Source organism: Candidatus Amarolinea aalborgensis (assembly GCF_900491745.1).
GTDB classification, from domain to species: domain Bacteria; phylum Chloroflexota; class Anaerolineae; order SSC4; family Amarolineaceae; genus Amarolinea; species Amarolinea aalborgensis.
The window spans coordinates 1-25,903 of the sequence record NZ_UETR01000026.1; the positions used below are offsets into that span (position 1 = coordinate 1).

Consider the following 25,903-nt stretch of genomic DNA (forward strand, 5'->3'; position numbering starts at 1 on the left):
GCCGTCTCTTCGCCCAGGATCAGCCCGTCTTTGAGGCGCACCACGCGCTCCGCGTAGCGCGCCACGGCCGGATCGTGCGTCACCATCAGAATCGTGATGCCGGCGTCCCGATTTGCGCGGCGCATGATGTCCATGATCTCGATCCCGGTCTGGCTGTCCAGGTTGCCCGTCGGTTCATCAGCCAGCAGGATGGTGGGCTGATTGACCAGCGCCCGCGCCAGTGCGACGCGCTGCTGCTCGCCGCCAGAAAGTTCTGTCGGTTTATGGCCCAGCCGCTCGGCCAGGCCAACGACCTGCAGCAGGTTTTGCGCGCGACGACGGCGCTCGGCCGGCGCTATGCGGGCAAAGAGCATCGGAAACTCCACGTTCTGCGCCGCGGTCATCGTCGAAACCAGGTTGAACGACTGAAAGACGAAGCCGATGCGTGTGCGCCGGTAGGCTGCCAGGTCATTTTCGTCGAGTGCGCTCAGTTGTTGCCCCGCCACCGTAATCTCGCCGGCCGACGCCCGATCCAGGCCGCCGATCAAGTGCAGGAGGGTGGATTTGCCAGAACCAGACGCGCCCATCAGGCAGCAGAACTCGCCCTGCTGCACGCTCAGGCTGACCCCGCGCAGCGCATGAACCTGGGCTTTGCCCATCACATACGTTTTTTGCAGATCCGCAACGTCAATGATCACCGTCGGCATTTTTGGGGTTAGAACCCTCGTGAGAAAGCGCCCAAGAGAAGGCTGGGTGCAGCTCCAACCAGCACGGAAAGCGCCACGTAGATACCCATGATGATGATCGTCTTGTTGCGGCTCAAGCGCCCGCTGATCAGCACGGCCATCCCCAGGAGAACCACATACCAGACGGCAAACAAGTCAATCGAGCTCAGCGCCGCACCCACAAAGCCTAACTGCCCGTTGAGGACCTGATCGGCCGGCGTCACGAGGCCAGAGAGGCCGCCGCCCACGATGGGCGAATGCGTGCTGGCGATGAAAATGATCTGCAAGACGGTGCGTACGGCCAGGGGGAGACTGGCCCATGCGGATGTGCTGAACAGCGCGCCATAGGTGTTCTGGCCGCCGAATGCCAGCCCAAGCAGGTGCAAAAAACCGGCGCGCACGATCCAGGCCAGCAGCAGCGGCCCAATGGCAGCCAGAAGCCCCAGCGCAATCGGCTGGGGCGCTGGACCTTGCAGCGCTTCTGGCGGCAGATTCGCAAAATCCTGCGGCGGCAGGCTCTGTCGTAGCTGTTCGATGCTTGCCAAGCGACGCAGCTCAGCCACGTAGGGCGCCTCGATCACGACGCGCAGCGCCAGCAGGCTGACGATGACGACGAGCGGAATGATGAACAACCACCGTTGCCCATCGCGCACCGCGGTCAGCGCCGCGCGCGGTCGCAGCCAAATCCACCAGAGGAGCGAAAAGAGGCCTGGGCTGTGCGGCTCGGCCGGGCCAGCCGCTGCGGCTGCTGGGTTCAGGGAAAATGACATCGTGTCGTCCTTCGTGTGGATGAATTGAACTGTGTCTGCCGTCCGCACTGACGTTGCCGCGGCGACGCTGGTTCCTGGCAGGCTTCGCTGCGCCGTCGAGACCGCGCAGCCACGCGGCGGTTTGTGCAATGAGGGGTATTATAGCACAACCCTCGCTTTGCTTCCCAATTGCTGAGCGCAGACACGGCCATGAGCTTGTGGCCGATGACCGCTTTGCGGGCGCTGGAAGGCGGATGGCGCCGCGCACGAATCGGCGCCAAAGCGTCCCGAAACCGCCGGAAACACATCTCGAACCCGGCGCGTAGGTTCACGGTCATCATTTGTTCAGCCAGGCCATTTTGGCGCTTTTCCTAGAGAGTGCTAAAATCATTATTCATTATATCGCAATAAGCTGAAACAGCTCGGGGTTTTCTTGAAAGGAGTTGACAGAAGGAACTATGTCACAACGCAGACTCATCACGGCGGTGTTGATCTTACTCGTGATGCTGGCTTCGGCCGTGCCTGCCTTTGCCCTCCCCATCGAACAACCCTCGCTGGACGGAATTCATGTGGTGCAGGCGGGCGAGACCCTGAGCAGTATTGCGCTGCGCTATGGCGTGACGGTGCAGGCGCTCATGACGGCCAACGGCATTGACAACGCCAACCTGGTGTATGTGGGTCAGCGCCTGCAGATTCCCGGCGGCAGCAGCGCCGGGACCGGCGGCGGCGCCAGCGGGGTGTATGTGGTGCAAGCTGGCGACAGTCTCGGCGCCATTGCGGCCCGTTACGGAACTACGGTGGCTAGTCTGATGGCCCTCAACGGCCTTTCGAATGCCAGTATGATTTTCGTTGGTCAGCGCCTGCGGGTCAATGGCGCAGCGCCTGCTGCTGGCGGCAGCGCCCCGACCCCCGGCGCGCGCGTGCATGTCGTCGCCCGCGGCGATTCCCTGGGCGGCATTGCCGCCCGCTACGGCACGTCGGTGGCCGCCATTATCGCCGCGAATGGCCTGCGCAGCGCCAACCTGATCATTGTGGGCCAGCGCCTGCGCATCCCCAGCGGCGGCGCCGCGACGAGCGGCAGCGTGCCGGTGTATCCAGGGGCCGGCAGTCGAGGTCTGAGTTTCCAGGTCAGCATTTCAGCGCAGCGCTGCCAGCTCTATTCTGGCAGCACGCTGCTCAACACCTGGCGCTGCTCCACCGGGCGTTCGGGCTCCGGCACGAAAACCGGTTCGTTCCGGGTGCAGAGCAAGATTCGCAACGCCTGGGGTTCGCGCTGGCAGTTCTGGATGCCCTATTGGCTTGGCATCTACTGGGCGGGCTCGAGCGAAAATGGGATTCATGGTCAACCCTGGTATCCAAACGGCGGTCAGGTGTGGGCAGGCCTGGTGGGAACCCCCATCACTTTTGGCTGCGTCATGTTGGATAACACGACAGCCGCTCAATTGTACAGCCTGGCCTACATCGGTATGCCGGTCACCATTCGTTACTGATCGGCGCGCGCCTGCAGACAAGTGAAGCCAAAGGCCCTTGCCGCCAGGTGAGGGCCTTTTTATGTTGAGATAATCCATGGGGCGCGGCGGCGGACCGTCCCGCGGCGAACATCGCCACGCACCCACCCCATTGAGTAGATACAGTCGAAGCGAAGTGGAAAACGAACAAAATGCCTGAACTAAACCTGACAACGAGAAGTGATATTCGGAATGTTGCCATTATTGCCCATGTGGATCACGGGAAAACGACCCTCGTAGACGCCATTCTCAAGCAGACGCGGGTCTTTCGCGACAACCAATTGGTGATTGATCGCGTGCTCGACTCCAATGATCTGGAGCGCGAGCGCGGGATCACGATCCTTGCCAAAAATATGGCGGTTTACTACAAGGGCGTCAAGATCAACATCGTAGATACGCCGGGCCACGCCGATTTTGGCGGCGAGGTCGAGCGTGTGCTTAACATGGTGGATGGCGTGCTGCTCTTGGTAGATGCGGTGGATGGGCCGATGCCACAGACGCGTTTCGTCCTGCGCAAGGCGCTGGAACTGGGGCATCGCGCCATCGTGGTGGTCAACAAGGTGGATCGTAAGGACAGCCGGCCCGAATGGGTGACGAACGCCATCTTCGATCTCTTTATTGACCTGGGCGCCACCGATGAGCAAGCGTCCTTTCCCGTCGTCTACGCCATCGGCCAGCAAGGCCGCGCCGGCGACACACCGGACACGCTGGCGACTGATCTAACTCCGCTGCTCGATCTCATCCTGAATTACTTGCCCGGCCCCACCGTCAATATGGGCGGCCCGGCGCAGATGCTCATCACCCTGCTGGCCTACGACGACTACAAGGGACGGATTGCCATCGGCCGTCTCTTTGCCGGTCGTTTGCACCGTTTGCAGCAAGTGGCCGTTATTGCGACCAGTGGGCAGGCCAGGTTCGGGCGTCTGGCGCAGGTTTTTTCGCACCAGGGTCTGGAGCGCGTCGAGCAGGAAGAGGTGGAGGCGGGCGACATCGTGGCGGTGACGGGCCTTCCAGAGGTCACCGTGTCCGAGACGGTGGCCGACGCCAGTGATCCGCACCCCTTGCCGCCCATCCGCATCGAAGAGCCGACCGTGCGCATGACCTTTGGCGTCAACACCAGTCCCTTCACGGGCCGCGAGGGCACCTGGAGCACCAGCCGCAAGCTGCGTGAACGTCTGTTCAAAGAACTAGAGCACAACGTCAGCCTGCGCGTGGATGAGACCGACTCAGCCGACACGTTCCTGGTCTCTGGACGCGGTGAGCTGCACCTGGTGGTGCTGATCGAAACCATGCGCCGCGAAGGGTACGAATTCGAGGTCAGCAAGCCGGAGGTGATCTTCCACACCGATGCGGCGACGGGCGAGCGCCTGGAGCCAATCGAGGAGGCTTACATCGAAGTGCCCGAGCCCTGGCTGGGCGCGGTCGTTGAGATGTTGGGCACCCGGCGAGCGCAGCTGCAGGACATGCGTCACAGCGACAATGGCATCGTTTTCCTGCACTACAAGGTGCCGACACGCGGCCTGCTTGGCTTCCGCAACGATTTCCTGACGATGACCAAAGGCAACGGCATCATTCATACGCTCTTTGCGGGGTATGAGCCGTTCTACGGGCCGATTGGGACGCGCACGCATGGCAGCCTGGTGGCCTGGGAGGCCGGCGTTGCCACGACCTACGGCTTGAAGAACGCCGAGGAGCGCGGCACGCTCTTCATCGGCCCCAACCGGGATGTCTACGAAGGCATGATCGTCGGCCAGAACAGCCGCGACACCGATATGGATGTCAACGTGTGCAAGAAGAAGCAGTTGACCAACATGCGGGCGTCGAGCAGCGAAATTCAAATCCGCCTGACTCCGCATCGCATCTTGAGCCTGGACGACTGCATCGAATTCGTTTCCGACGATGAGGTGGTTGAGGTGACGCCTCTCAACATCCGGATGCGCAAGCGGATTCTGAATTCAGATTTGCGACGCAAGGCCGCGAAGGATAAGGACGAATAGAGAGACGCGGGAAGAGAGGAAGCAAGACTTCCGAAGTCTGTCAGGACTTCGGAAGTCTTTTTTGTTTCCACACAGGCTAGGGTCTTTTTGTATCGCCGCGCCGGCTAGGGTCTTGTTGTGTTGCCCCGCAGGTTAGGGCTAGGGCATCCTGGTTTCGGCGATCAGATGATCCACGACCGCATTCATATCGCGCGTCTTTTCGAAGACTCTGAGCTGGCGGTCGGCGCTGGTGCCGTGTTCGAGGATACGGTAGATCGGTTCGATGGCTTCGCGGCTGCCCAGCTCCTCCACTTGCTCGTCCACCAGGCGCAGAATTTCGCGCACGAGCTGTCGCGTGGGCACTTCCGTGTATTTGCCAAAGTCAATCAGCTTGCCGTCAATGCCATGCTGCACCGCGCGACGTTTGTTCTCTTCGATATAGTCGCGGCGGTAGATGCGGAAGGTGATGTTGCGCCGCCGTAGTTCCCACAGCCAGGCGACTACAGCCTGGATGAGCGCGGCAATTGCAATGGCCTCGTCCACGCGCGTCACCATATCGCACACGCGGAACTCGATGGTGGGAAAAGCGTAGTGCGGCCGCACGTCCCACCAGATCTTCGATCCGTTGGGGATGCAGCCGGTGTTGATGAGTGTATCTACGAAACGCTGAAATTCGCCCCACGATTCGAACCGTTCAGGCACGCCGGAGCGAGGAAAATCTTCGAAAACGATGCTGCGGTAGGACTTGAAGCCCGTGTTTTGCCCCATCCAGAACGGCGAGCTGGTGGATAAGGCCAGGATGTGCGGCAGCATGTAGCGCACGACATTCATGCAGTCAATGCCAAAGTCACGATCTTCGATGCCAATGTGGACATGCATGCCGAAGATCAGGAGGCGCTGCGCCAGGATCTGCATGTCCTGCACCACGCCCTTGTAGCGGTCGAACGGCGTGATCTCCTGCTGCCGCCAATGCGAGAACGGATGCGTGGCCGCCGCCACAATCGCCAGGTTATGTTCTTCGGCCAGGCTGATGATGGATTCACGCTGTTTGCGCAGCTCTTCGGCCAATTGGGCGATGTTTTGGCAGATCGGCGTGCCCAGCTCCACCATGGACTGGTGCATTTCAGGCTTGATGGCGTGCTCTTTCAGCACCCCCTTCTCAACGTTCTGGGTGCTGGTCTGCTCCATCAGTTCCGTGATGGCCGCCTTCAAGCCGCGCGTGGAGGGATCAATGATCTGGTACTCTTCTTCGACGCCGATCGTGAGTGATGGTCGCTTCACCATATATCTACCTCATCTACCTCTTGCCATGGTTTTGTGTCTTGGGTGCAAGCCGCGTGGGATACCGCGGTGGTCAGCTGGCTGCCAACCAGGGAATTACCAGGACGATCGCCGTCAGTCCACGCCCTTGCGTGTTTCGAGGATCAAATGGTCCACCACGGCGCGCAGGTTATGGTCATTTTCTTCGTAGACGCGCAGCTGGCGGTCGGCGCTGTTGCCCTGCTCGATGATGGAATAGGCGAATTCTAGTTCGTCGCGGCTGTCCAGTTCATCTACCATGGGGTCAACCAGGCGTAGGAGCTCGCGCACGAGCTGCTTGGCGGAGAACTGCTGCTCTTTGCCGAAATCCACCAGTTTGCCATCCAGGCCGTAGCGCACCGCGCGCCATTTGTTCTCGGCGACCAGGCTGCGGGTGTAGTCGCGAAACATCATGTTATGGCGTCGCAGCTCCACGAGCCAGGCGACTGTCGCTTGCACCAGGGCCGCCACCGCCAGCGCCTCATCCACGGTGGTGCATGCGTCGAAGACGCGGAATTGCAGGGTGGGCAAGCGCCAGTGCGGCCGCACATCCCAGTAAATCTGACGCTCGTGGTCAATACAGTGCGTTGCCATCAGCATGTCAACGTACTGGCGGTATTCACCCCACGAAGCAAAATGGTGTGGGATGCCGCTGCGGGGCAGGTTTTCCAACAGCACGTTACGATACGACTTCAGGCCGGTGTTGCGACCGCTCCAAAAAGGCGAGCTGGTGGACAGGGTTAACATGTGCGGCACCATGTAACGGATGACATTCATCACGTCAATGCGCAGCTCCGGATCTTCGATGCCGATGTGCACATGCGTGCCGAAGATTAGGAGACGCTGCGCCAGCATGTCGCGTCCCGCGACTAATCCTTCGATGTGACCGGGTCGCGGAATGCCTGGCTTGCGCCAGGATGTGATCGGATGCGTGCCGGCCAGGGCTACTTCGAAGCCGCGATCGTGCGCCAGTTTCATGACGCCCTTGCGCTGCTGGATCAAGGCCTGGCGAGCCTCTTTGATGTTGGCGCAGACTGGCGTGCCCATCTCCAGCGTGGCTGGCAGTTCCACCTGCACCTCGCCCTCTGCGTCCTGTTCACGCAGGATCAACCGTTCGTTGTCCATGACGCGCGAGATGATGGAACGCAGTTCGCGCGTCTCTGGATCAATAATCTGGTATTCTTCGCTGATACCAATGTTCAGACTAGGCTCTTGGAACATCGCACGCCTCCATCGAATCTCTTGTCGTCTGCTTGGTTTACACCACGAACGTCGGCACGGTAGAACCGCCACCGGCGGTTACGTTGAGCAGCGTCACCGTGGAAAGGCGGGTCAGGCAGCCGCCAATCATGCGCCCGTGAAACACGAAGGGGTCGCAGTCCACCAGGCGCTGACTGATGTGCACCTGGCCGTCGGTGGTCAAGGCTGGAAAGTCCTCGTACGCGATCTGCACGCGTTCTTGTAGGACAGCATTTTCCGGCAGGCCACTCTGCAAGGCTTTCTCCCACGCGGCGCTGTCAGTTTCCCAACCGATGACAACGCCCTTGCCGCCGTACTCATCGTTCGGTTTGATGACCAGGCGATCCTTGTTTTCCAGTGCAAAGGGCAGTAGATCCACCTCTTGTCCGTGGAACAGCGTTTTTCGTTCTTCGATCATGCGCGTCCAGGGGATGTGCGCATCGAGCGCGGCTCGTTCGGCGGGCGTGAAGAAATGTTGATTGCGCTCATCGCCGACCACCGCGAAGCTGGCTTTTTTGTGCAGCAGCTTGCAGCGGAAGGGGTTCATCATGCAGATTTTGCCGTCGGCCAGCGCGTGGATGATCGGATGATCGAGGCCGTAGCGCTCCAGCAGCTCGGTCGAGAGAACCCGCTTGTAAATGAAATCAACCGCCAGGCCGCCGCCGGCGCCGTGCGCCAGCATCACGCCGTTACGATACTCCAGCTCATCGGGGCTGACGATGACCGCGCGGATGCCCTGCTGGGCGAAGTATTCCTGGAACAGGATGAATTCGTTTGCCGTGGGGACGCCGTGCCAATCCACGATGGCAATCGTGGGCAGCGCCCCCCGATTGCCGCGCCAGGCGTAGTAGATCTCCAGAATCGCGTCCACGGCGTGCTGGCGCGCCCAGAGCGGCGTCAGCGGATAGCGCGCCTGGAAGTTCTTGATCAGCGGCGTCTGCAAGAAGACCTCGGACAGCACATCTTCATAGGCCATGGCTGCCGGGCTTTCGGCGTTGTACTCCACAAACTGCAGCGTGCCATCGTGACTGAAGAACGAATCCAAGCGCGCCGTCGGCACGGGCGTCTCATAGCCGGTCTCCAGCGTGATCAGGTATTCTTCCTCTGGGGTCAGCGCGACCTGGCGCCGCAGAGACGCATCGCCCATCATGGCGTTGTACACCTTGTTGAACGCGCTGATCAGCAGCTCACATTCGCCCACGACATACTTCCACTGCGCTTTCGTCAGCAGATGAGGGCGCAGGACGGTGGTCAGCGGCCGCTCCCCAAAGTACAAGCGACGGGCGCGCATTCCCTGCTCCAGCTCGCTCCAGGTATCGGCCGCCATCGCCGGCGTACACAGGTCGTGGTAGTAAGCGATGATATCGGTGATGTTGGGTTCGGCGCTCATGACCTTTCCTCTTTCACGTTGAATGATCTCGTCGGGGCCGCCTGCTTCGAAGGTTACGGTCGCACCAACCTGCCCCAGGGATACTGATACCCCTGCCAGACGCCCTGCGTCGCGCGGTTGATGACCAGATCGCTCATGGCGTTGAGCGCCCATTCAAAATAGTGCTGCGTCAGGGAATAGATGTCCATGTCAGGCGCCGGGTTCATGAAGTCAATCGCGTAGGGCACCCCGTCGCGCACGGCGAATTCCACGGTGTTCATATCATAGCCCAGAGCCTGGTTGAGGAGTCGCGCATCGTGCACCACGCGCCGCCCCAACTCCGCGTCCATGTGTGCATGCTCCACGTGGTATTTGCGCTCGCGCGGGTCGTACTTCATGGGGAGGATCGTCTCCTGGCCGATGCACATGCAGCGCACGTAATGATCCCACTCGATGAACTCCTGCACAATCATGCACAACTGCTCGCTTTGATCGTAGTAGTAGATCAGTTCATCAATCGTGTTGACTTTGTACACATCACGCCAGCCGCCGCCCCAGGCGTCCTTGAGAATGGCCGGCATGCCCACGTAATCGGCAATGGCCTTCCAGTCAATGGGATATTTTAGATTACGCAGGCTCTCACTGACGACGCCCTCCGGGTAGCTCTTATTGGGCAGCACCACCGTGCGCGGACTGGCGACGCCAAGTTTGGTTGCCAACGAAGCTTCGAAGAACTTGTCGTCGGCCGACCACCAGAAGGGATTGTTGATGACGTACGTCCCCTGCAAGATCGCATTCTTGAGATACGTGCGATAGTATTTGATCTCGTGCGAGATGCGATCCACGATCACCGCATACTCGTTAGGTTCATTCTGGACCGTTCCGCCCAGTTTGACATACTCCGCGAAGACGCCCACATTCCGGCGATTGACTTCTTCGATAAAGGCGGGCGGAAAAGACCATTCGCGGCCGACCATGACGCCGACTTTCTTGATGTCTGCCATCTGATTCCCAGGTTCCTCCTACGTGGTGTCGAACGTGGGCGCTGTGGATGACAACGACCAAGCGTTCATCTGTCAAGGTTGTTCGATTGATTTTGTTATCAGGCGCCGCTGACATACCAGCGGATCATCTGCTGCCAGTAGGGCCAGTCGTGCGACCACCCATTCCACACTCGAAACGCGTGCCAGATGTTCTTGCTCCATAGCGCGCTGGAGAACTCACGATTGTTCTGGTACGCCGGGTCGTGCTCGCCGATGGCGATAATCATGTCCACTTTGCGGATCTGGTCAAGCCGTCCGGGGTCCTGCTCGTGGACAATGAATTCACTGGGGTTATTATAGTAGATGTTATCGTCATAGTAGCCATCGAAGAAGCCGCGCATCTGATACTTGCCGCTCAGCGCAATCGCGCGGTTGACGAGTTCAGGGTGGCGCAGGGCAAAGTTGACGGCATGATAGGCGCCAAAGCTGCAGCCATGGACAATGGTGAACGGCGTCGGATTTCTCCACCAGACGAAGGGCAGCAATTCACGCACCAGGTATTGATCGTATTGCAGATGGCGCATGATGCGTCCGCTGGGGTGTACGGAGCGGGCGTAGAAACTTTCGGCATCTACGCTGTCTACACAGAACAGCTGTAGATTGCCGCTCTCGACATGATCGCGCAGCGCCCACACCATGCCCCTGTCTTCATATTCAAAGAAGCGGGCGCGCGACGTCGGGAAAACGATCATACGCGCGCCGCCATGCCCGAAAACGAGCAGTTCCATCTCTCGGTTCAACGTTGGGCTGTACCATTTATGGTATTCACGATTCATGGATTCGTTCGATGCTCCACTTGTGAGGAATGTGACCGACGTGAAGACTTGCGATCAAGCCGCGTCGCTTGATCTGGCGCGCCATCAGCTCGCCGGCTCGACGAAAGTCAGGGGAAAGTCCACGGTCATTTGATGCAGCAGCGCGTCGCCGCGCGTGAGCAGGACCTGCGCATGGTACACGGCTGCCGGCTGCGGCGCCTGGCGTAAATGCAGTGTGTAGGCAAGCTCTTGTTCGCGCACTTCGACCGCGCTCAAGCTCGCAACCGTATGACCTTCAGGATCGGTAATGACAACATCAAGATTGGGATACTCGGCAAATGCGGTCAGCGCCACACGCAACCACAGTCGGCGCAGATCCGGATAAGGATATACAACCGCCGCCGCAATCTGTGGCGCCTGGTCTTCCCAGTTGATCTGAATCTGCATAGATTACAATCGCTGCGCAATTCGGATTTTAGCTTGCAGAATGACCACCCTTGAGATGCTAACATACCTTCGCTGAGCGAACGCAAGCGCTGGAGGCGAGAGTGGGTGAGAGTCGAACTCACCACGGCCGCTTCGAGCACCCGTCACCGGTTTTGAAGACCGGGGAGCCCACCGGGACCCATCCACCCCCATGACCGCAGCGGGGATGATACAATGCTTTGCACGATTCGTCAAAGTATTGGTCTGCAAGAAAGTCGTGGCGCGCGTCTCTTTGAACGTACTGAGAGGCCGTCGCCCGCGTAACAACAATCGGATTGACGGTGTCATATTGACGGTGTCATAATGAATGGCGTCATCATGATTCGCCGTGCTGAGCGTGTTCCTGGCACTACACAGAGACACAAACCTGCACGCCAATCATTGACAAAAACCCCTGGATTTAGTACCATTGTGGTACTGGACAAATTCACGGCCTTGTGTTAAAATCGTGTGGCTGAGCATGTAGGCTAATGGCCGCGCTCGCTTCCCCACACCAATCTCTCACATTCACGGGTTCAGTTTTAGGAGGCGAAATATGAATCGTGTAACCTTCGTCGGACGGCTGGCAGCTGTGGTGGGCCTGCTGGCGCTTTTGGCCGTAGCGAATGCGGCTCCCGCAATCCAGGCATCGCCAGATGCTGGGACCCTGGCCGTTGGCGCTGGCGCGCAGGTGTGGAACGGCCACAGTTGCTCAGCGCCTGTCCCCATCAACGTGAGCGGCCTGGGCGCTGGTCTGGGCGGCTACGAGAGCAAGCTCAGTTGGGCCGCCGGCCGTTTCAGTTCGGCCGATGCAGACATTTCTATCAACATTGGCACCTACCTCACCAACGGCGGCACCCGCCAACAGACTGGCGACAGCAGCACGCCGGCCCTCAAGGCCGTCAGCACCGACGCCGTCAAATGGGGCGGCTACTCCTGGGGCGCCGGCAACCCGCCGGGCAACATGGCCAATGGCCTTCTCTCCACGGTCAGCCTCAAGCCTACCGCCACCTGCGGCAGCGTGGCGATGACCCTGGCCGAGACGCAGTTGGTTGACATCAACGGCGCCGTCATTGCTCTGACTGCACAGACGGGTGGCACCGCGAATGTTTGGAGCAAGTTTGACGTCAACGGTAGTGGAACCATTACCGGCATTGACGTAACTCAGGTCACCGCCAGGCTTGGGCAAGCTGCCACAGCATGTGGAAATAACTATCAGTACGACTTGAATGACAGCGGGTCAATCACTGGTATTGACGTAAGCCGTGTTACAGCCAAGCTCGGGCAGAACCCCCTTGTCGCTTGCGTCAACTGAACACGAATTTGTCTTAGCCTGACACACTTTCCTACGTTCGAGGAAGTACCGACGAGCCACACCTTACCAGCACTAATGAGACTGGCTCGTCTGCACACATGGATTTTCTGAGGGAGGTCATAAATGACTTTAAGACGTTTGGCGCCCATTGCAGCTTTGCTAGTACTTCTGATAGTGGCAGCCGGCATGGCGAGTGCTTCACCCGCCAATGTGTCGCTCAGTCTTCTTTACATCCATCCTATTGGTAGTAATGCTAGCGAAATCGTAGCACGTAATCTAGGCCCGTCTGGTACTGGAAACGGGGCTATCGGCTTTACTGTGTATCTTGAGTACGACCATACAAAGGGATCGCTGTCTTCCGTGACAACTGGGCCTGACTTTGCGGCCCTTAACTGCGGTTTTGGCACGTTCAAAGCAGATCCTCATCCGTTGAATCCGTCTGGTGTACAGGTCGACGGAACGTGTACCACAAGCATTCCACCTGCTGGTGTTGCAGCACCAACCGGCAACGTCGTGCTCGCCACATTGAATTGGACATGCACATCACCGTTCACGGTGGACTTGAAGACTAACCCGGTTGGCAGCCCTGCCTTGACCGAAGTGTTCGATCCGCTCTTCAATGAGTATTTTGTCCCCGACAATCAGTTAGTTGACGGCGGTGCCTGCGGTAGCCCTCTGGCTGTAACCCTGGCCGGCGTAACCGCCAGCCCGGTGACGCCACTTGGTAATGCATTATATCCGGCCCTGGCTGGTGCTGTGGTTCTACTCGCTGCAGCGGGTGTTGCGTTTCGCGGTGTCCTTCTTCGCAAACCCTAAGTAGGTCACACATCTACTATGACAGGGGCAGCTCAGCAGAGCCGCCCCTGTTGTTTTTGTGCTAGTTGATCGAGCATGTTTTTTCGCATCTCAGGATGATTGATGCTGTATCATAAATCAGCTTTCTTGCTGCTTCTTCGTTTATGCCTCGTGTTCTTATTTATGATGTTGACTGTAGTGAACTTTGCGTCAGCATCAGACCCAACTTCTTTTCATATTCGCCCCTTAAATGCGACGACGTCTGAGTTGGTGGCGAAAAACCTGGCTGTGGACACCGGCAGTTTACCCATTGTGGCGTGGGATGTCTATGCCAGTTTTGATCACGCCAAGGGTCACCTCGCCAGTGTATCCCCTGGCCCGGCATGGCAAGCACTCGATTGTGGCTTTGTAATCCATGTCGTGGACGGGACTGACCCATTCGACGCTAACGATGTCTTTCTAAGCGGCTTTTGTACAAATCGCATCGAAAACGGCGTCCGGGGTGAAGAAATCGTTCTGGCAACTCTGACGTGGCAGGACTGTCGTTCTGGCTTTGTCGTAGATTTGCGATCGCGTCATGCTGAACGCAAGAATCCTCTCACTGATGTTGTAGACGTAAGCCTGCAAAGTGAGCAATATGTACCAGACGCCGACCTCTTCGACGGCGGCGCGTGTGGCGACACGACCCAGGGCATCCAAACAACGATTGATAATCCCCTGCCGCAAGCCTCCCCGCTGGCGACCTCAGCCCCGATCCTGGCTTTGGTGGTGGGCGGCGTCATTCTGGCGGCGGCCGCAGCGGCCGCTTTCCTGCGCCTGCGCAGGTCCTGACAACAGTTGAATCGGAGGAAAACTATGCGACTCACACGCGCAACCTGTTACCTGCTTCTCGCGTTGACCCTGCTGGCGACCACCACGGCCCTGGCGGCCGGCGCGGTGGTCACACTCACCCCCCCGGCCGCCGCGGTCCCGGCCGGTGGTGAATTCACGACCGACGTCACCATCAAAGGGGCGGAGGCCGTTTTGGGCTTCCAGTTCGATGTCATTTATGACGCCAACCTGGTGGAGTTGACCTCCTTTGACCTCGGCCCGTGGTTGGGCAATTCTGGTCGCAGCCCCGCTAAGCTCGGCCCGGCCTTTGCCAAGGAAGGGGGACGCGCCACCGTCGGCGCGTACACCCTGGGTCAACAGGCAGGCGCCGGCGGCGACGGTCTGATGGTCACGCTGCACTGGAAGACCAAAGCCGCGGGCAGCCTGGATTTGCAGCTGCAGAAGCTGCAGTTGGCCGGGGCCGGCGGTACGGCGCTGCCCGGCGAAATCAATGAGGGTAAGGTCAACGTCGCCATTGGCAATGCTGCAGCCAGCAGCGGCAGTGGATCGCCCACAGGCCCTGCCAGCGGCTCTACAGCGGCTGGCAACGGCGGCAGCTCACAGTCCCTGCTTTTGGGCGGGGCTATTCTGGTCCTGGCGATTGTGGCTTATTTCTTGCTGCGCCGACGCCAGGCCTGAGCAGTGCGCGGTTGGCAATAGAAAACCAGGCTTCACACGGAAGCCTGGTTTTTTGTTGCCATAATCTATCGAAGAAACGAGGCCTTCTGTCTCCGCCGCGGAGAAGGCCTTACCGAGTGAGCACTTACCGGTCGTTCACCTACCAGGAAGAGACGTCATCGTCATCGGCGTCGTCGCTCCAGTCATCGTCCTCTTCTTCGTCATCCTCGATGTCGTCTTCATCCATCCAGTCCTCGTCCTCATCCAGGTCGAGATCCAGATCGTCGTCTTCCCACTGGTCATCCGTTGCATCCGCCTCGACCTGTCCTACCTCTTCGTAGGTCAAACAATAGCCCTCTTCGCTCAGGCGAATTGTCTCGGCGCCGCAGAAGCCGTCATCCCAGTTGCCACAGTCTGAGAGGGGGCAGAGAATCTTGGTCATATAGGTGTATCTCCTTTTGACGAGGTCACGCTGCAATCACAGCTTCTACATCTTCGTAGTCATCGTCGCTCTCGTCGAGATCGTCGAAGTCTACGAAGTCGTCCTCTTCGTATTCGAAGTATTCAAATGCCTCTGTGGGCGCCTCACATTCAGGGCAACGGTCTGGCCGTTTCTGCCCTGGTGCAATATACCCACATTCCATACATTCCCATTCACCCATGTAGTGGGTTTCTCCTTGGTCAAGAGGGTCAAAGTTATTCTAACCGCTTTTAGTGAATTGTCAAACCACCCTGCGACCTTACAAGTTCCGGACTCCTGCGCTTGTTTGGCCGGCAGCCCCACTGCGGACCGGGTTCTTAACCACAGAGATCACAAAGAACGCAAAACAGCCGCCAATTTGCACCGGACCCACCGTTTCTTTGTGATTACTCGCCCCCGCATGCGTTCTTTGCGGCTGAATGTGTGTTGTATTTGGGAATTCCTGTGGTTCGGACTTGTTTGCTCACGTTGGGGTCGCGCGGGAGGCGATGATGTCCGCGTACTGCTGCGCCGCGTGTTCACCGGCGGGCGTCAATGCGTAGACGCCGCGCGCCGTGCGGTCGAACCAGCCGTAATAGTTGCGCTGCAAAATAGCCGCGGTATTGCTCAACCCCACCGCGGCCTTGATATCTTCCACCGCGCACGCGCCATGCGCATGCAAATGCCCTACGACCCGCAGGGCTTGCAGGCGATACGCGGTGACGAGTGGACGCCGCGTGCTGCCGCCCGTGTTGAAATCGCCCATGCGGCCGTCAAACTCCGTGGCGACCTGGGCCTGCTTGCTGCGCCGCGTACGCGGCGCTTGCGCGGCTTCTGCTTCCAGCACAACTTCCACGAGCGGCGGCTCGATGGCAAAATTGACGGTCAGCAATCCAAGCCCCAGCCGTCGGCACAACTGCTGGACTTCACGCCACCACGGCGTGCGCAGCTTGCGGCCGGGCGTTTCGATCGCGACGTAGACATGATTTGTCACCTGCTGGCGGCGCAGCCCCTGCAGCACCAGGGTCAGGTTGAACGTCAGCTTCATCTCCACCACCACCAGCCGCGCTTCCTGTCGGGCCACCAGATCGCAATCCTTGACCTCGCCACGTATCTCGTAGCCCTGCTGCTCAAAGAAGCGCTTGAGCGGCGCGTATAGATCACTCTCCTGCCTGACTGCCATGCGCCGATTATAAGCGGCAGCGGGCGTGCAAGGCAAATTGGCCTGAAAGTAGAATTTGCCAAGTCGTTCTGTTCGTCGTAAGATAAACAGCAACAGGTGCACCGCTGCCTGGGGTGAAAAACCACCCTGCACAGCGCTATCTGTAAACGACTTGACAGAGAAAAGGGAGCATCACCGGATGAAAAACCTGCTGAAATGGCTGCTGCCGCTGGCGTTGATTGCAGTGGCCATCATGATTCTGCGCAAGACTCTGGGCGAACAGAAGGCGATTGATCTGAGCGGAACAGAGAACAAAGGCCCGTCTGAGGCGGAAGCCTTGAGCGAGGCCGCACTGGGCGGCGAAATTAGCCCTGACCTGTTGAAAATCCTGGTTTGCCCGTTGGATAGAGGGCCGTTGACGCTCAGCGCCGACGGTAAGTGGCTCATCAACCCACGCAACGGCTATCGCTATCCCATTCGCGATGGCATTCCGATCATGCTGATTGACGAAGGGCGCAAATTCCAAGACACGAGCCTCATCGTTCAACCGGCGTAGTCCCATGAAACAAGATCTTGACCTGGCCATGGCCGACATGGGACTGGACGCTTTTGTCCTCACGGGCGACGCGACGCTTGATCCTGATGTGTTCTACATGACCAACGGGGCCTTGCTCGAGGGCGCCATGATCGTGAAGAAACGGGGCGAGGCGCCGCTGCTCATTCACAGCCCGATCGAACGCTTTGCGGCCGAGCAGTCCGGACTGGCGCTCATCAACCGCCAGCGCTGGGACTATCGCGCCATCTCAGGCCGTTTCCCCGATCGCTTCGACGCCATGGTCGAGTATCAGCGCCAAATCCTCAGCGACCTGGGCGTGCAAGGCCGCGTGGCGTTTCTGGGCAAGATGGATGCCGGCTACGCCTACCGTTTCATTGGCAGCCTGCTGCAGGCCATGCCGGCTATTCAACCGGTGGCCGAGTTCGAGTCCGTCTTCGAGCGTGTGCGCCAGACGAAAGACGCCGCGGAAATTGCGGCGCTGCGTCAGGTCGGCGAGAAGACCACCCAGGTGGTGCAAGCCGTGGTGGACTTGATTCAGCGGCAGGCTGCGCGAGAGGGCATCCTGGTCAAGGCCGACGGTCAGCCGTTGACGATTGGCGATGTCAAGGCTTTCATGCGCGCCCGCTTTTTCGACCTGGAACTGGTGGATGACGGCGCCACGATTTTTGCCCAGGGCGCAGACGGCGCGAATCCACATCACACGGGCAACGACGCCCAAGCCTTGCGTTTGGGCAGCCCGATTGTATTCGACATCTTCCCCAGGGACCAGCGTTCTGGCTATTATCACGACATGACGCGGACATTTTGCATTGGCTATGCCCTGCCGCATGTCCAGGCTGTTTATGACACGGTGCTTGGCGCCTTCGACGCGGCGGTGGCCGCGCTGCGCGTCGGCGAGGCCTCTGGCTTCTACCAAACGCTGGTCTGCGACTACTTCGAGGCGCGTGGCTACACCACGATTCGCCAGGATCGTATGACCACGCGCGGTTACAACCACTCATTGGGGCATGGCCTGGGGCTGCGCGTGCATGAAGCGCCCATCCTCAGCGACATGCCGGGATCGAGCGTGCCTCTGCTGCCAGGCGCTGTCATCACGATCGAGCCAGGGTTGTACGATGCCGAAGCAGGCTACGGCGTGCGCATCGAAGACACCTTCTTCGCGGACGCGCAGGGCGCGTGGCACAGCCTATCACCTTTTCCCAAGAACCTCGTCATTCCCATGGATTAGCGCCATGATTTTCGGCCCTTGCTATGCCTGACTGGATGCACGTCCGCTACGATCCGGTTCACCGCGCAGCTCATCTGACCGATCCCTATCGTACGCAGCTGCGCGTGCGGCTGCAGGCATTCCAGAGTGTGCGCCTGCGTCAGGATCATGACGACCTGGCGCGTTCCCCGCAGTATGGCCGGCTGGCGCAGTTCTTCTTCGAGGATATCTACGGTCCGCACGACTTCGACGACCGCAACACGCGCTTTCGACAGTTGTACGACAAGCTAGTGCACATTGTCGGCCCCAAGCCGCTGGCCGCGATGAAGGAATCCCTGGACTTGGTGGAACTGACCGACGCGCTCGACGATTATCTGATTGATGTGCTGGTGCTGCACGGCAAAGCCGACGCATGGACGACCGAGGACTATGAGTGGGCCTATCGTGAGTGCGACAACTACTTGGCGCGGGTCGAGCAGATCGAGCGCATCGGCGCCACACTGCGGTCAGTCGCCAACCTCAGCCGCCTGCCGCTAATTGACTGGCATCTGAAGGCCCTGCGCCTGCCCGCGCGGCGCCTGGGCTGGGAGCCAACGCTTGGCTTCCTGATTCGCGGCTACCAGGTTTTCCACCATGCACGCAATGTGGAGCCGTTTGTGCGCGCCGTGGAGACGCGCGAGACCGCGCGTCTGAATCGCATCTACGGCGTTACGGCTTGAGATGTTCGCGCACCGTGCGCACCAGCATGTCGGCGCGCAATTCAGGCAAGGTGAAGCACGGCGCGCCCATGGCCTCGGCCAGGTTGCGCGCCAGGCCGCGATCGAACGCCGCATGCTCCATGTTGATGACCACGCCCCGCAGGTGATTGGCTTTGATCAGGTTGGCCATGCGCGTGGCCTCTTCCTGCGGCGGCATGCCCGTCATCGAGACATTGCCGGCGCCATCCGTCAGCAAGACGATGATCGGCAGCACTTCCTGGTCGCGCTGACGGGCGGCCAGGCAGATTTCATACGCCAGCAGCAGGCCGCTGCTCAAGGGCGTTTTGCCGCCCACGGGAATCGTGCGCAGGGCGCGTTCCGCCAATTCGACGCTTGACGTCGGCGGCAAGATCAAGCGCGCGCGGTCTTTTTGAAACACCACCAAACCCACCTGATCCCGTCGTTGATAGGCATCCATCAGCAGCGACAGAATGGCCCCCTTCGTTGCCTCCATACGTTCGGCCGCGGCCATGGACCAGCTGGCGTCCACGACGAACAGCACGAGATTGGCCGTACGCCGTACGCGGATCTTCTGCTGCAAATCGCGACGCTGCACAGCGAAGGCGACCGCGCGTTCGGCGCGCAGATGCGCGCGCTGCAATTGGTAGGGCGCGGCTGTGCGAATGGTGGCATCGAAAGCGATGTCATTGGGGCGGTCGTGGATGGGGCGGGATTTGATGTAACGGCCCCGCTTGCGCTCTGTGCGGGTGACAGAGCGTTTGCCTGCCTGGCTGCGGGCCATCCGATCCAGCGGCGTATCGAGGCGCTTGGTTTTGAAGGTGTCGCCGATCTTGATCGGCCGGCCAGCCGGGGCTTTGTTTTCTTCTCCGCCTTTGCTGGGGTTCGTGCTTGTATCGGGCGAGCCGCTGGCGCCTTGCGGTTCACCCTCTTGCGTTTCGTCGCTTACGTCATCTTTTTTTTTACGCTCGACGATGGCGTCTGATTTTCGGCCCCGCTGCTCTCTTCGGGCGGCCCCATATCCGCGCGAATCTGACGCAGGCGCTCTTCGAGCTGGCGCGGCTCCAGGGCAATATCCTGGAAGGGCGCTTTCTTCATGCGGTGGGGCAAAGCCAGCTCGGCTGCCAGCAAAATGTCGCGCTCGCTGAGATGCAAGCGACCTTCGTACGCGGCATGGGCGCGCGCCGTTTTCAGGATGGCAATGTCGGCCCGATGGCCGTCCACCTTGAAATCTGCGGTCAGAGCGGCAATCATGTACAGGTCGCGCGGCGAATACTCAACCAGGGGTAAACGGCTGCGCGCGTGGTCAATTTCTTCGGTCAGGTGTCGTTCGGGCGTGTGCCAGCGCGCGCGGAAGCCGTCTGGGTCTTGTTCGAATTCGATGCGGCGCTTGAGGATTTCGACGCGCTGATTCGCGTCATTGATGCCCTGCATATCCACACACAGCGCGAAACGATCCAGGAGCTGCGGCCGCAGATCGCCTTCTTCTGGATTCATGGTGCCGATCAGGATGAAACGCGCGGGGTGCTGAAATGAAATGCCTTCGCGCTCGACTACGTTGATGCCCATCGCGGCCGAATCGAGCAAAATATCCACCACGTGGTCATCGAGTAGATTGACCTCATCCACGTACAGCAGGCCGCGGTTGGCTGCGGCCAGCACGCCTGGCTCAAAATGACGTTCGCCCCGCTGAATCGCCTTTTCGATGTCCAGCGTGCCCACGACGCGGTCTTCAGTCGCGCTGACCGGTAGATCAACGAAACGTGTGCGCCGAATCGCGGTGGACAGCACCTCGCCGCGTTCCAGGCGACTGCGGCAGTTGTCGCACAACTGATCCGGGCGATTGGGGTCGCACTGGAAAGGGCAGTCGGCTACCACTTCGATTTCGGGGAGGAGCGCGGCCAGCGCGCGCGCCGCGGTTGATTTCGCGGTGCCGCGTTCGCCGCGAATCAGTACGCCGCCGATGCGCGGACTAATGGCATTGAGAATCAACGCCCGGCGCATGCGGTCTTGGCCGACAATGGCCGTAAAGGGAAAGATGGGAGCCGGCATCTAGTTCTTCTCCAAGCCCAGGTTTGGCAACGCTACTGCCGTGAAACCAGGTGTAGGGGACGAATTCCCATGTACGTGTCGCCGCCCGTAAGGGTGCGCAGAATCACGTCCGGTAGTTTCCATGGGATCAGGTTGTGCATCTCCGCCGGGCTGAGGGGTTCGTTGTTGTTTGCCAGGAAGAGGCGAAAAACAGCCGAGGCCAACGGCAAATTGTTGTTGATGTAGTCTGGCTTGCGCGCGCAGACCGTGCGTAAGCACTGCCACAGCGCATCAGTGCGCTTGACCTCCGCCGTGTCAGGGTCAATCCAGTCAACCATCTCGGTGTGGCGGTGACTAGGGAAACGCGCCTTACAATCATCGCACAACTGATTGCGCAGATACAGGCGGAAATCAAGGCCGCTTTTTTCCCACCAGTTGAAGTCAATATGAAACTTGGTGTCAATGGTTGGTTTCATCCAGGTCGTTGCCATAAATCTCCGCTTTCTCTTGGTTTGATGAACTCTTGACTAGACACGAACTGCCATCGCCCAATAGCCGCTGCCCATGCTGCGCAAGGTGCTATCGGTGGCAAGAATGGCGAAGATCGGCCCGGGCGGTGTTCGCCGCACCAGGTTGACTGCGCTGTAAATTGTTTTGGCGTGGACCGTCCCCTGTGAGCTTTTGCCGGCCAACTCTTGGGTTAGCTGCCTGACGAGACGGCTGAGCGGCACCTGTTCGGCCGCAATCTGCTGGCGATAACCATCCAGCGCGCCCAGGCTTACTTCGGCTACCGTCAGGTGCTCATCGTAGTCGCAGGTGATGGCCTGTTTTTGCAGCACGAACACCAGTTCGTTGTCCTTGATTTCGGCCGTGCGTGACCATTCGCGACGCATCCGTCGCGGCCGGAAGTCCACCACGTATTCGAGCGGTTCGCGCGTGCGTTCCAGCGTAATAATCGCGCCCACCGGCAGCTTGTGCTGTTCGAACCAACCACTCAAGCCGGCGATATAGCGTCCTTCATGGCAGACAAACGCAGGGAAGCGCGCCCCCCACCGCCCATCAATCAGCGTGATCATAGTGCTGCGGCCAAGACCGCGTGGAAAGAAGCCTTGCGCGCGACTGCTCAAGGGCAGGGTGCCGGAGCGCAGGTGGGGATAAATCAGGTTGAGCGTGACGGTTGGCACGACCATGGATGGCTCGACGGTGATACTGCCGATTGACCACTCGTCGTCTAGCTCCCATTCTTGCTGCAGCATCTCGACGCCCAAGACCATGCGATCATAGGCGACTGGCTCATAGCGCAAGATGGCGGGCGTCTCCCAAACTTCAGGCGGCTCCAGGCGGCGCAGATACCAGGCCGGTTCAGCCCCGCTGCCCACGTCATCGAAGCGCTCATCCTGGCGCAGCACGGCATTCGTTGAAAAGCGACGCAAGTGCTCTGGCACTTCAGTCGGCAGATTCATTTCGCCAATCAGGGCCGTCGTAGAGATTGGCCGGCCTTGCACTTCGATCAGTGCTTCAGCGATGTTCAGATGCCCGATGTGCACCTCGACCAGGACATCGCGCGTGAGCCATGAATCTCCATCGCGCACAAAGGCCGGCTGCGTGGAGGAGCGCATCTGCTCCACCAACGCAGCGCGCACAGGGCTGCCATATTGGCTGTAGAGTTCACGCGGGGTTTGCAGGCGTTCGCCGGTTTCGATGGTGTCGCCATCGGTGCGGTTGAGCCGGTGTGTTGTTTTCAGGCTGCTGGCAAACTCACGCCGCTGCGCCTCGCCCTCGAACATCACCTCGAGGACATCAAATTCTCCGTGCTCCGGGTTCTCCCCATGGCGCCGCGCGGTGATCGTCCCCACGGTATAATCGAGCGCCGGAAACACCACCTGTTGACCGACATCGTAACTCTTGCTGGGTTGATAGATCGTGCCCTTGCTCAACTCATTACGTATCTTACTCTCTTCGCGTTGGCAGCGGTACTCCATCAAGGCCAGGGTCAGGCTTTCGGTGGTCTGCGGTGTTTCTTTCTCTTGAAGATAGCTGCCGAGGTACTCCAGATCATCGAGATTGATTTTGAACGGCTCCCGCCAGTAGGCGGCTGTCTGTGTATTGCGACGAATCACCCCGTCTATCCTCCTCTATGTGGTCTCACCTTTAGTTTTTGTTTGACGATTTCAATTTCTTATGCAAATCTTCACAATTTTAGCAGTTTGCCGCCCCTTTGACAAATGCGTGCGGATGTCTTTGTCAAGCATCCTGTCCGTTGGTATAATGACGGCACACTGGCAGCCAGCACGCTGGGTTGTCCAGGGCAACCAGGCGCTCGTGCTGAGCCTGGCAATTTTGACTGACATGGAGGCATTTGGCTATGCCAACGTTTGATCCCGATGAGACGCCCGCGGCGGGTGACGACTGGAATGAACCAGCCGCCGCCGATGGCGCGGATGGCGCTGAAGAATGGGCCAATGAGCCGGTTTTCGCGGAAGAAAGCGGCTCCCGGCGCCCTGGGTTCTTGGCCTGGATTGCCGGCGGCGCCGTTCTGGCCTTGATCGTGTTGGCCTTGATCTGGGGCGTCGGCGGCATCGGCCGCGTTGAGCCAACGGCCACGCCCACCGCCACCCAGATCAAAGTCTTCCAGGCCACCCCCACGCCCACCGTCCTGGCCGGCGCCATCATCACTCCCACGGCCGGCCTGCCCATCACCGGCACGGCGGCGACGCCGACGCCCGCGCCGATCGTGGGCGCCCAGATTCGGGTCGGCGGGCGTGTACGCATCATCAACGCGGATCCCGAGGGGATCAGTTTCCGCTTTGGCCCTGGACAAACCAACCAGCGCATCACGACCCTGAACGATGGCGTTGAGTTGACGGTCATGGAGCCGCCGCCCGGCTACGCAGATCCCTATCCCACCGCGGCCGATGGCTTCACCTGGTGGCGCCTCCGCCAAGACGATGGCACGATCGGCTGGGCGGCTGCCAACTGGCTGCAGCCGATCAACTAAGCGGAGCAACATGATAGATCTCACGCAACGCGCCGCCGCCCTACGCCAGGCGCTCAACTATCACGGCTACCTCTACCACGTCCTCGACGCGCCGCAGATTAGCGACGCGGAGTACGACGCGCTGCTCAACGAATTGAGGCGCCTGGAGGCCGATCATCCAGAACTGCAAACGCCGGACTCGCCCACGCAGCGCGTGGGAGGCTGGGTGGCCGAACGTTTCGTCAAGGTGCGCCACCCGCAGCCGATGCTCAGCCTGAGCAACGCGTTCAATGCCGGCGATCTGCGCGCCTGGCGCGACCGCACGTTGCGCTTGCTGCCGCCCGAGGTGGGGCAAACCCTAACCTACGTGGTCGAACCGAAGATTGACGGCTTGACGGTCGTGCTGCACTACGACAACGGGCGCTTTGTGCTGGGCGCTACGCGCGGCGATGGCCTGGAAGGTGAGGACATCACCGCCAACCTGCGCACCGTGCGCGGGCTGCCGCTGACCGTGCCGCTGACCGGTGATCGGCCCGCGCCGGCGCGCCTGGTGGTGCGCGGCGAGGCCTATGTCAATGTGGCCGATTTTCAGCGCTTCAATCAACTGAGCGCGGCGCAGGAAGCGCGCACCTACGCCAACCCGCGCAACTTCGCCGCCGGCTCGCTGCGCCAGCTTGACTCCGCGATCAGCGCGCAGCGCCCCCTGCGCGTCTGGGCTTACCAGGTGGTGGCGCTTGAAGGCGCACCCGCCCTCGCGACGCAGTGGGACGCGTTGACCTACCTGCGTGATCTGGGCTTCCCGGTGATCCCCCTGGGCGAGCATGTTCGCCTTTTCGACGACTTCGACCAGGTGGTGGATTACGTGGCGGCCTGGGAAGAGCAGCGCCAGGCGCTGCCTTACGAAACGGATGGCCTGGTGATCAAGATCAACCAGCTGGCGTTGTATGAAGAGCTGGGCTTTGTGGGCAAGGAGCCGCGCTGGGCCACGGCCTACAAATACCCGGCGCGCGAAGTCATTACGCGCGTGCTTGACATCCAGGTCAACGTAGGTCGCACCGGCTCGATCAATCCCTTTGCTGTGCTGGAACCGGTGGCTGTCGGCGGCGTGATTGTGCGCAACGCCACGCTGCACAATGCCGACTACATCGCCGAGCTGGATCTGCGCATCGGCGACCGTGTGGCGATCAAGCGCGCGGGCGAGGTCATTCCGCAGGTGCTGCGCAGCCTGCCGGAGCTGCGTGACGGCGCCGAGCGCGTGTGGACCATGCCGGAAAAATGCCCAGTCTGCGGCGAGCCGATTCAGCGCACGGCGGGCGAAGTGGCGTATTACTGCGTCAACAGCGCATGCCCCGCGCAGTTGGTGCGCGGCATCGAGCACTTTGTGTCGCGGGGCGCAATGGACATCGAAGGCTTTGGCATTCGCCAGGCTGAGCTATTCGTCCAGTTGGGCTTCATCACCGACCTGGCCGGCATCTACTACCTGCACGAACGTAAGGCCGAGCTGCTGGCCCTGGAAGGCTTTGGCGAGAAGAAGGTCGCGAACCTGCTGAGCGCAATCGAGGCATCAAAGGAGCGGCCGCTCGGTCGGCTGCTCAACGCATTGGGCATTCGCGGCGTCGGCGCGGTGGGCGCGGAAACCATCGCCAGCCATTTCGGCCGTATCGAGGCCCTGTTGACGGCCACCGTGGACGATTTGAGCCAGATCGGCGGTGTGGGGCCGGTGTTGGCGGGTAGCGTCGTGGATTGGTTCAGCCACGCGCCGAACCGGCGGACGATCGAGCGCCTGCGCGCCGCGGGCGTGCGCCTGGCCGCAGAGGCTCCGGCGGCGGTCGGGCCGCAGCCGCTGGCTGGGCTGACTTTTGTCATCACCGGCACGCTGGAAGGCGTGAGCCGCGAAGAGGCGAAAATCCTGATCGAAGGGGCTGGCGGCAAGGTGACCGACGCGATCAGCAAGAAGACGAGCTATCTCCTGCTCGGCGCCAATCCTGGCAGCAAGGCGGCCAAAGCGGCCAGCCTGGGCGTCCCCACGATCGGCATGGACGAGCTGCGGCGGCTGTTGAGTGCTTGACGAAACTATCATGAGGATGAC

At 60.2% G+C, this 25,903-nt stretch carries 26 protein-coding genes and 1 tRNA gene; 11 read left to right on the forward strand and 16 right to left on the reverse strand.

From position 1 onward, the window contains the following. A partial coding sequence (locus ACPQ6D_RS19290; protein ID WP_423225984.1) for an ABC transporter ATP-binding protein occupies positions 1-686 on the reverse strand: 686 nt, incomplete at its 3' end. Between the two features lie 8 nt (positions 687-694). Beyond that, positions 695-1,474: a YIP1 family protein gene (locus ACPQ6D_RS19295; protein ID WP_423225985.1), complete on the reverse strand. Its 780-nt coding sequence runs from the start codon at positions 1,472-1,474 to the stop codon at positions 695-697. Positions 1,475-1,911: 437 nt separating this feature from the next. On the opposite strand from ACPQ6D_RS19295, the gene ACPQ6D_RS19300 reads away from it, so the two are divergent. Next, positions 1,912-2,943, forward strand: a complete 1,032-nt coding sequence (locus tag ACPQ6D_RS19300; RefSeq protein ID WP_423225986.1) for a LysM peptidoglycan-binding domain-containing protein — start codon at positions 1,912-1,914, stop codon at positions 2,941-2,943. A 170-nt stretch (positions 2,944-3,113) separates the two neighbouring features. After that, on the forward strand, positions 3,114-4,958 hold the full coding sequence (gene typA / locus ACPQ6D_RS19305; protein WP_423225987.1) for a translational GTPase TypA: 1,845 nt from the start codon (positions 3,114-3,116) through the stop codon (positions 4,956-4,958). A gap of 138 nt (positions 4,959-5,096) precedes the next feature. Here the strand turns inward: typA and ACPQ6D_RS19310 are convergent, their stop codons facing one another. From ACPQ6D_RS19310 to ACPQ6D_RS19340, 7 genes are all read right to left on the reverse strand, one after another. Beyond that, positions 5,097-6,221, reverse strand: coding sequence for a carboxylate-amine ligase (locus ACPQ6D_RS19310; protein ID WP_423225988.1), 1,125 nt, complete (start codon positions 6,219-6,221; stop codon positions 5,097-5,099). Between the two features lie 111 nt (positions 6,222-6,332). Further along, the gene (locus ACPQ6D_RS19315) at positions 6,333-7,457 is read right to left on the reverse strand and encodes a carboxylate-amine ligase (protein ID WP_423225989.1); all 1,125 of its coding nucleotides are present in this window, start codon (positions 7,455-7,457) and stop codon (positions 6,333-6,335) included. Between the two features lie 37 nt (positions 7,458-7,494). After that, complete coding sequence (locus ACPQ6D_RS19320) at positions 7,495-8,865, reverse strand: ATP-grasp domain-containing protein (RefSeq protein ID WP_423225990.1); 1,371 nt, start codon at positions 8,863-8,865, stop codon at positions 7,495-7,497. A 53-nt stretch (positions 8,866-8,918) separates the two neighbouring features. Next, complete coding sequence (locus ACPQ6D_RS19325; RefSeq protein WP_423225991.1) at positions 8,919-9,848, reverse strand: ATP-grasp domain-containing protein; 930 nt, start codon at positions 9,846-9,848, stop codon at positions 8,919-8,921. 98 nt (positions 9,849-9,946) lie between these two features. Next, the gene (locus tag ACPQ6D_RS19330; protein WP_423225992.1) at positions 9,947-10,663 is read right to left on the reverse strand and encodes an esterase family protein; all 717 of its coding nucleotides are present in this window, start codon (positions 10,661-10,663) and stop codon (positions 9,947-9,949) included. Positions 10,664-10,747: 84 nt separating this feature from the next. After that, positions 10,748-11,089, reverse strand: coding sequence for a hypothetical protein (locus ACPQ6D_RS19335; protein WP_423225993.1), 342 nt, complete (start codon positions 11,087-11,089; stop codon positions 10,748-10,750). 96 nt (positions 11,090-11,185) lie between these two features. Beyond that, positions 11,186-11,279, reverse strand: a tRNA-Sec gene (locus ACPQ6D_RS19340). A gap of 384 nt (positions 11,280-11,663) precedes the next feature. Between ACPQ6D_RS19340 and ACPQ6D_RS19345 the strand changes: the two genes are divergently transcribed. From ACPQ6D_RS19345 to ACPQ6D_RS19360, 4 genes are all read left to right on the forward strand, one after another. Continuing rightward, the gene (locus tag ACPQ6D_RS19345) at positions 11,664-12,422 is read left to right on the forward strand and encodes a dockerin type I domain-containing protein (protein WP_423225994.1); all 759 of its coding nucleotides are present in this window, start codon (positions 11,664-11,666) and stop codon (positions 12,420-12,422) included. Positions 12,423-12,545: 123 nt separating this feature from the next. Beyond that, positions 12,546-13,238 carry a hypothetical protein gene (locus ACPQ6D_RS19350; RefSeq protein WP_423225995.1) on the forward strand — a complete coding sequence of 231 codons (693 nt, stop codon included), beginning with the start codon at positions 12,546-12,548 and terminating at the stop codon, positions 13,236-13,238. Between the two features lie 102 nt (positions 13,239-13,340). Beyond that, a complete protein-coding gene (locus ACPQ6D_RS19355) occupies positions 13,341-14,048 on the forward strand; it encodes a hypothetical protein (RefSeq protein WP_423225996.1) in 708 nt (235 codons plus the stop codon). Positions 14,049-14,072: 24 nt separating this feature from the next. Further along, complete coding sequence (locus ACPQ6D_RS19360; RefSeq protein WP_423225997.1) at positions 14,073-14,726, forward strand: cohesin domain-containing protein; 654 nt, start codon at positions 14,073-14,075, stop codon at positions 14,724-14,726. A 139-nt stretch (positions 14,727-14,865) separates the two neighbouring features. Here ACPQ6D_RS19360 and ACPQ6D_RS19365 read toward each other — a convergent pair whose 3' ends face one another. The 3 genes from ACPQ6D_RS19365 to ACPQ6D_RS19375 form a co-directional block, all read right to left on the reverse strand. Beyond that, on the reverse strand, positions 14,866-15,147 hold the full coding sequence (locus ACPQ6D_RS19365) for a hypothetical protein (protein WP_423225998.1): 282 nt from the start codon (positions 15,145-15,147) through the stop codon (positions 14,866-14,868). Between the two features lie 25 nt (positions 15,148-15,172). Continuing rightward, entirely contained in the window at positions 15,173-15,367 is a 195-nt protein-coding gene (locus ACPQ6D_RS19370) for a rubredoxin-like domain-containing protein (protein WP_423225999.1), read from the reverse strand. A 282-nt stretch (positions 15,368-15,649) separates the two neighbouring features. Next, complete coding sequence (locus tag ACPQ6D_RS19375) at positions 15,650-16,348, reverse strand: DUF2161 family putative PD-(D/E)XK-type phosphodiesterase (protein WP_423226000.1); 699 nt, start codon at positions 16,346-16,348, stop codon at positions 15,650-15,652. A gap of 178 nt (positions 16,349-16,526) precedes the next feature. Between ACPQ6D_RS19375 and ACPQ6D_RS19380 the strand changes: the two genes are divergently transcribed. From ACPQ6D_RS19380 to ACPQ6D_RS19390, 3 genes are read left to right on the forward strand one after another with little or no spacing between them, the layout of a single operon-like run. Then, the gene (locus ACPQ6D_RS19380) at positions 16,527-16,883 is read left to right on the forward strand and encodes a Trm112 family protein (RefSeq protein ID WP_423226001.1); all 357 of its coding nucleotides are present in this window, start codon (positions 16,527-16,529) and stop codon (positions 16,881-16,883) included. A 4-nt stretch (positions 16,884-16,887) separates the two neighbouring features. Next, on the forward strand, positions 16,888-18,111 hold the full coding sequence (locus ACPQ6D_RS19385; RefSeq protein ID WP_423226002.1) for a M24 family metallopeptidase: 1,224 nt from the start codon (positions 16,888-16,890) through the stop codon (positions 18,109-18,111). Between the two features lie 23 nt (positions 18,112-18,134). Then, positions 18,135-18,809, forward strand: coding sequence for an FFLEELY motif protein (locus ACPQ6D_RS19390; RefSeq protein WP_423226003.1), 675 nt, complete (start codon positions 18,135-18,137; stop codon positions 18,807-18,809). Here ACPQ6D_RS19390 and ACPQ6D_RS19395 read toward each other — a convergent pair. The 4 genes from ACPQ6D_RS19395 to ACPQ6D_RS19410 form a co-directional block, all read right to left on the reverse strand. Continuing rightward, on the reverse strand, positions 18,799-19,590 hold the full coding sequence (locus tag ACPQ6D_RS19395; RefSeq protein ID WP_423226004.1) for a vWA domain-containing protein: 792 nt from the start codon (positions 19,588-19,590) through the stop codon (positions 18,799-18,801). The two genes, ACPQ6D_RS19390 and ACPQ6D_RS19395, sit on opposite strands and share 11 nt — an antisense overlap. A gap of 161 nt (positions 19,591-19,751) precedes the next feature. Further along, complete coding sequence (locus ACPQ6D_RS19400; RefSeq protein ID WP_423226005.1) at positions 19,752-20,858, reverse strand: magnesium chelatase ATPase subunit I; 1,107 nt, start codon at positions 20,856-20,858, stop codon at positions 19,752-19,754. Between the two features lie 32 nt (positions 20,859-20,890). Next, positions 20,891-21,328: a hypothetical protein gene (locus tag ACPQ6D_RS19405; protein WP_423226006.1), complete on the reverse strand. Its 438-nt coding sequence runs from the start codon at positions 21,326-21,328 to the stop codon at positions 20,891-20,893. A 36-nt stretch (positions 21,329-21,364) separates the two neighbouring features. Continuing rightward, positions 21,365-22,957 (reverse strand): hypothetical protein, encoded by a 1,593-nt coding sequence (locus ACPQ6D_RS19410; RefSeq protein ID WP_423226007.1) that lies wholly within the window; start codon positions 22,955-22,957, stop codon positions 21,365-21,367. 245 nt (positions 22,958-23,202) lie between these two features. On the opposite strand from ACPQ6D_RS19410, the gene ACPQ6D_RS19415 reads away from it, so the two are divergent. Then, positions 23,203-23,835 (forward strand): SH3 domain-containing protein, encoded by a 633-nt coding sequence (locus ACPQ6D_RS19415; RefSeq protein ID WP_423226008.1) that lies wholly within the window; start codon positions 23,203-23,205, stop codon positions 23,833-23,835. 10 nt (positions 23,836-23,845) lie between these two features. Next, on the forward strand, positions 23,846-25,882 hold the full coding sequence (gene ligA, locus ACPQ6D_RS19420; RefSeq protein WP_423226009.1) for an NAD-dependent DNA ligase LigA: 2,037 nt from the start codon (positions 23,846-23,848) through the stop codon (positions 25,880-25,882). Positions 25,883-25,903: the final 21 nt, after the last annotated feature.

Coding starts and splice junctions, on each gene's coding strand:
- ACPQ6D_RS19295 (WP_423225985.1), bottom strand. CDS start 1,474: ATGTCATTTTCCCTGAACCCAGCAGCCGCAGCGGCTGGCCCGGCCGAG.
- ACPQ6D_RS19300 (WP_423225986.1), top strand. CDS start 1,912: ATGTCACAACGCAGACTCATCACGGCGGTGTTGATCTTACTCGTGATG.
- typA (WP_423225987.1), top strand. CDS start 3,114: ATGCCTGAACTAAACCTGACAACGAGAAGTGATATTCGGAATGTTGCC.
- ACPQ6D_RS19310 (WP_423225988.1), bottom strand. CDS start 6,221: ATGGTGAAGCGACCATCACTCACGATCGGCGTCGAAGAAGAGTACCAG.
- ACPQ6D_RS19315 (WP_423225989.1), bottom strand. CDS start 7,457: ATGTTCCAAGAGCCTAGTCTGAACATTGGTATCAGCGAAGAATACCAG.
- ACPQ6D_RS19320 (WP_423225990.1), bottom strand. CDS start 8,865: ATGAGCGCCGAACCCAACATCACCGATATCATCGCTTACTACCACGAC.
- ACPQ6D_RS19325 (WP_423225991.1), bottom strand. CDS start 9,848: ATGGCAGACATCAAGAAAGTCGGCGTCATGGTCGGCCGCGAATGGTCT.
- ACPQ6D_RS19330 (WP_423225992.1), bottom strand. CDS start 10,663: ATGAATCGTGAATACCATAAATGGTACAGCCCAACGTTGAACCGAGAG.
- ACPQ6D_RS19335 (WP_423225993.1), bottom strand. CDS start 11,089: ATGCAGATTCAGATCAACTGGGAAGACCAGGCGCCACAGATTGCGGCG.
- ACPQ6D_RS19345 (WP_423225994.1), top strand. CDS start 11,664: ATGAATCGTGTAACCTTCGTCGGACGGCTGGCAGCTGTGGTGGGCCTG.
- ACPQ6D_RS19350 (WP_423225995.1), top strand. CDS start 12,546: ATGACTTTAAGACGTTTGGCGCCCATTGCAGCTTTGCTAGTACTTCTG.
- ACPQ6D_RS19355 (WP_423225996.1), top strand. CDS start 13,341: ATGCTGTATCATAAATCAGCTTTCTTGCTGCTTCTTCGTTTATGCCTC.
- ACPQ6D_RS19360 (WP_423225997.1), top strand. CDS start 14,073: ATGCGACTCACACGCGCAACCTGTTACCTGCTTCTCGCGTTGACCCTG.
- ACPQ6D_RS19365 (WP_423225998.1), bottom strand. CDS start 15,147: ATGACCAAGATTCTCTGCCCCCTCTCAGACTGTGGCAACTGGGATGAC.
- ACPQ6D_RS19370 (WP_423225999.1), bottom strand. CDS start 15,367: ATGGGTGAATGGGAATGTATGGAATGTGGGTATATTGCACCAGGGCAG.
- ACPQ6D_RS19375 (WP_423226000.1), bottom strand. CDS start 16,348: ATGGCAGTCAGGCAGGAGAGTGATCTATACGCGCCGCTCAAGCGCTTC.
- ACPQ6D_RS19380 (WP_423226001.1), top strand. CDS start 16,527: ATGAAAAACCTGCTGAAATGGCTGCTGCCGCTGGCGTTGATTGCAGTG.
- ACPQ6D_RS19385 (WP_423226002.1), top strand. CDS start 16,888: ATGAAACAAGATCTTGACCTGGCCATGGCCGACATGGGACTGGACGCT.
- ACPQ6D_RS19390 (WP_423226003.1), top strand. CDS start 18,135: ATGCCTGACTGGATGCACGTCCGCTACGATCCGGTTCACCGCGCAGCT.
- ACPQ6D_RS19395 (WP_423226004.1), bottom strand. CDS start 19,590: ATGGCCCGCAGCCAGGCAGGCAAACGCTCTGTCACCCGCACAGAGCGC.
- ACPQ6D_RS19400 (WP_423226005.1), bottom strand. CDS start 20,858: ATGCCGGCTCCCATCTTTCCCTTTACGGCCATTGTCGGCCAAGACCGC.
- ACPQ6D_RS19405 (WP_423226006.1), bottom strand. CDS start 21,328: ATGGCAACGACCTGGATGAAACCAACCATTGACACCAAGTTTCATATT.
- ACPQ6D_RS19415 (WP_423226008.1), top strand. CDS start 23,203: ATGCCAACGTTTGATCCCGATGAGACGCCCGCGGCGGGTGACGACTGG.
- ligA (WP_423226009.1), top strand. CDS start 23,846: ATGATAGATCTCACGCAACGCGCCGCCGCCCTACGCCAGGCGCTCAAC.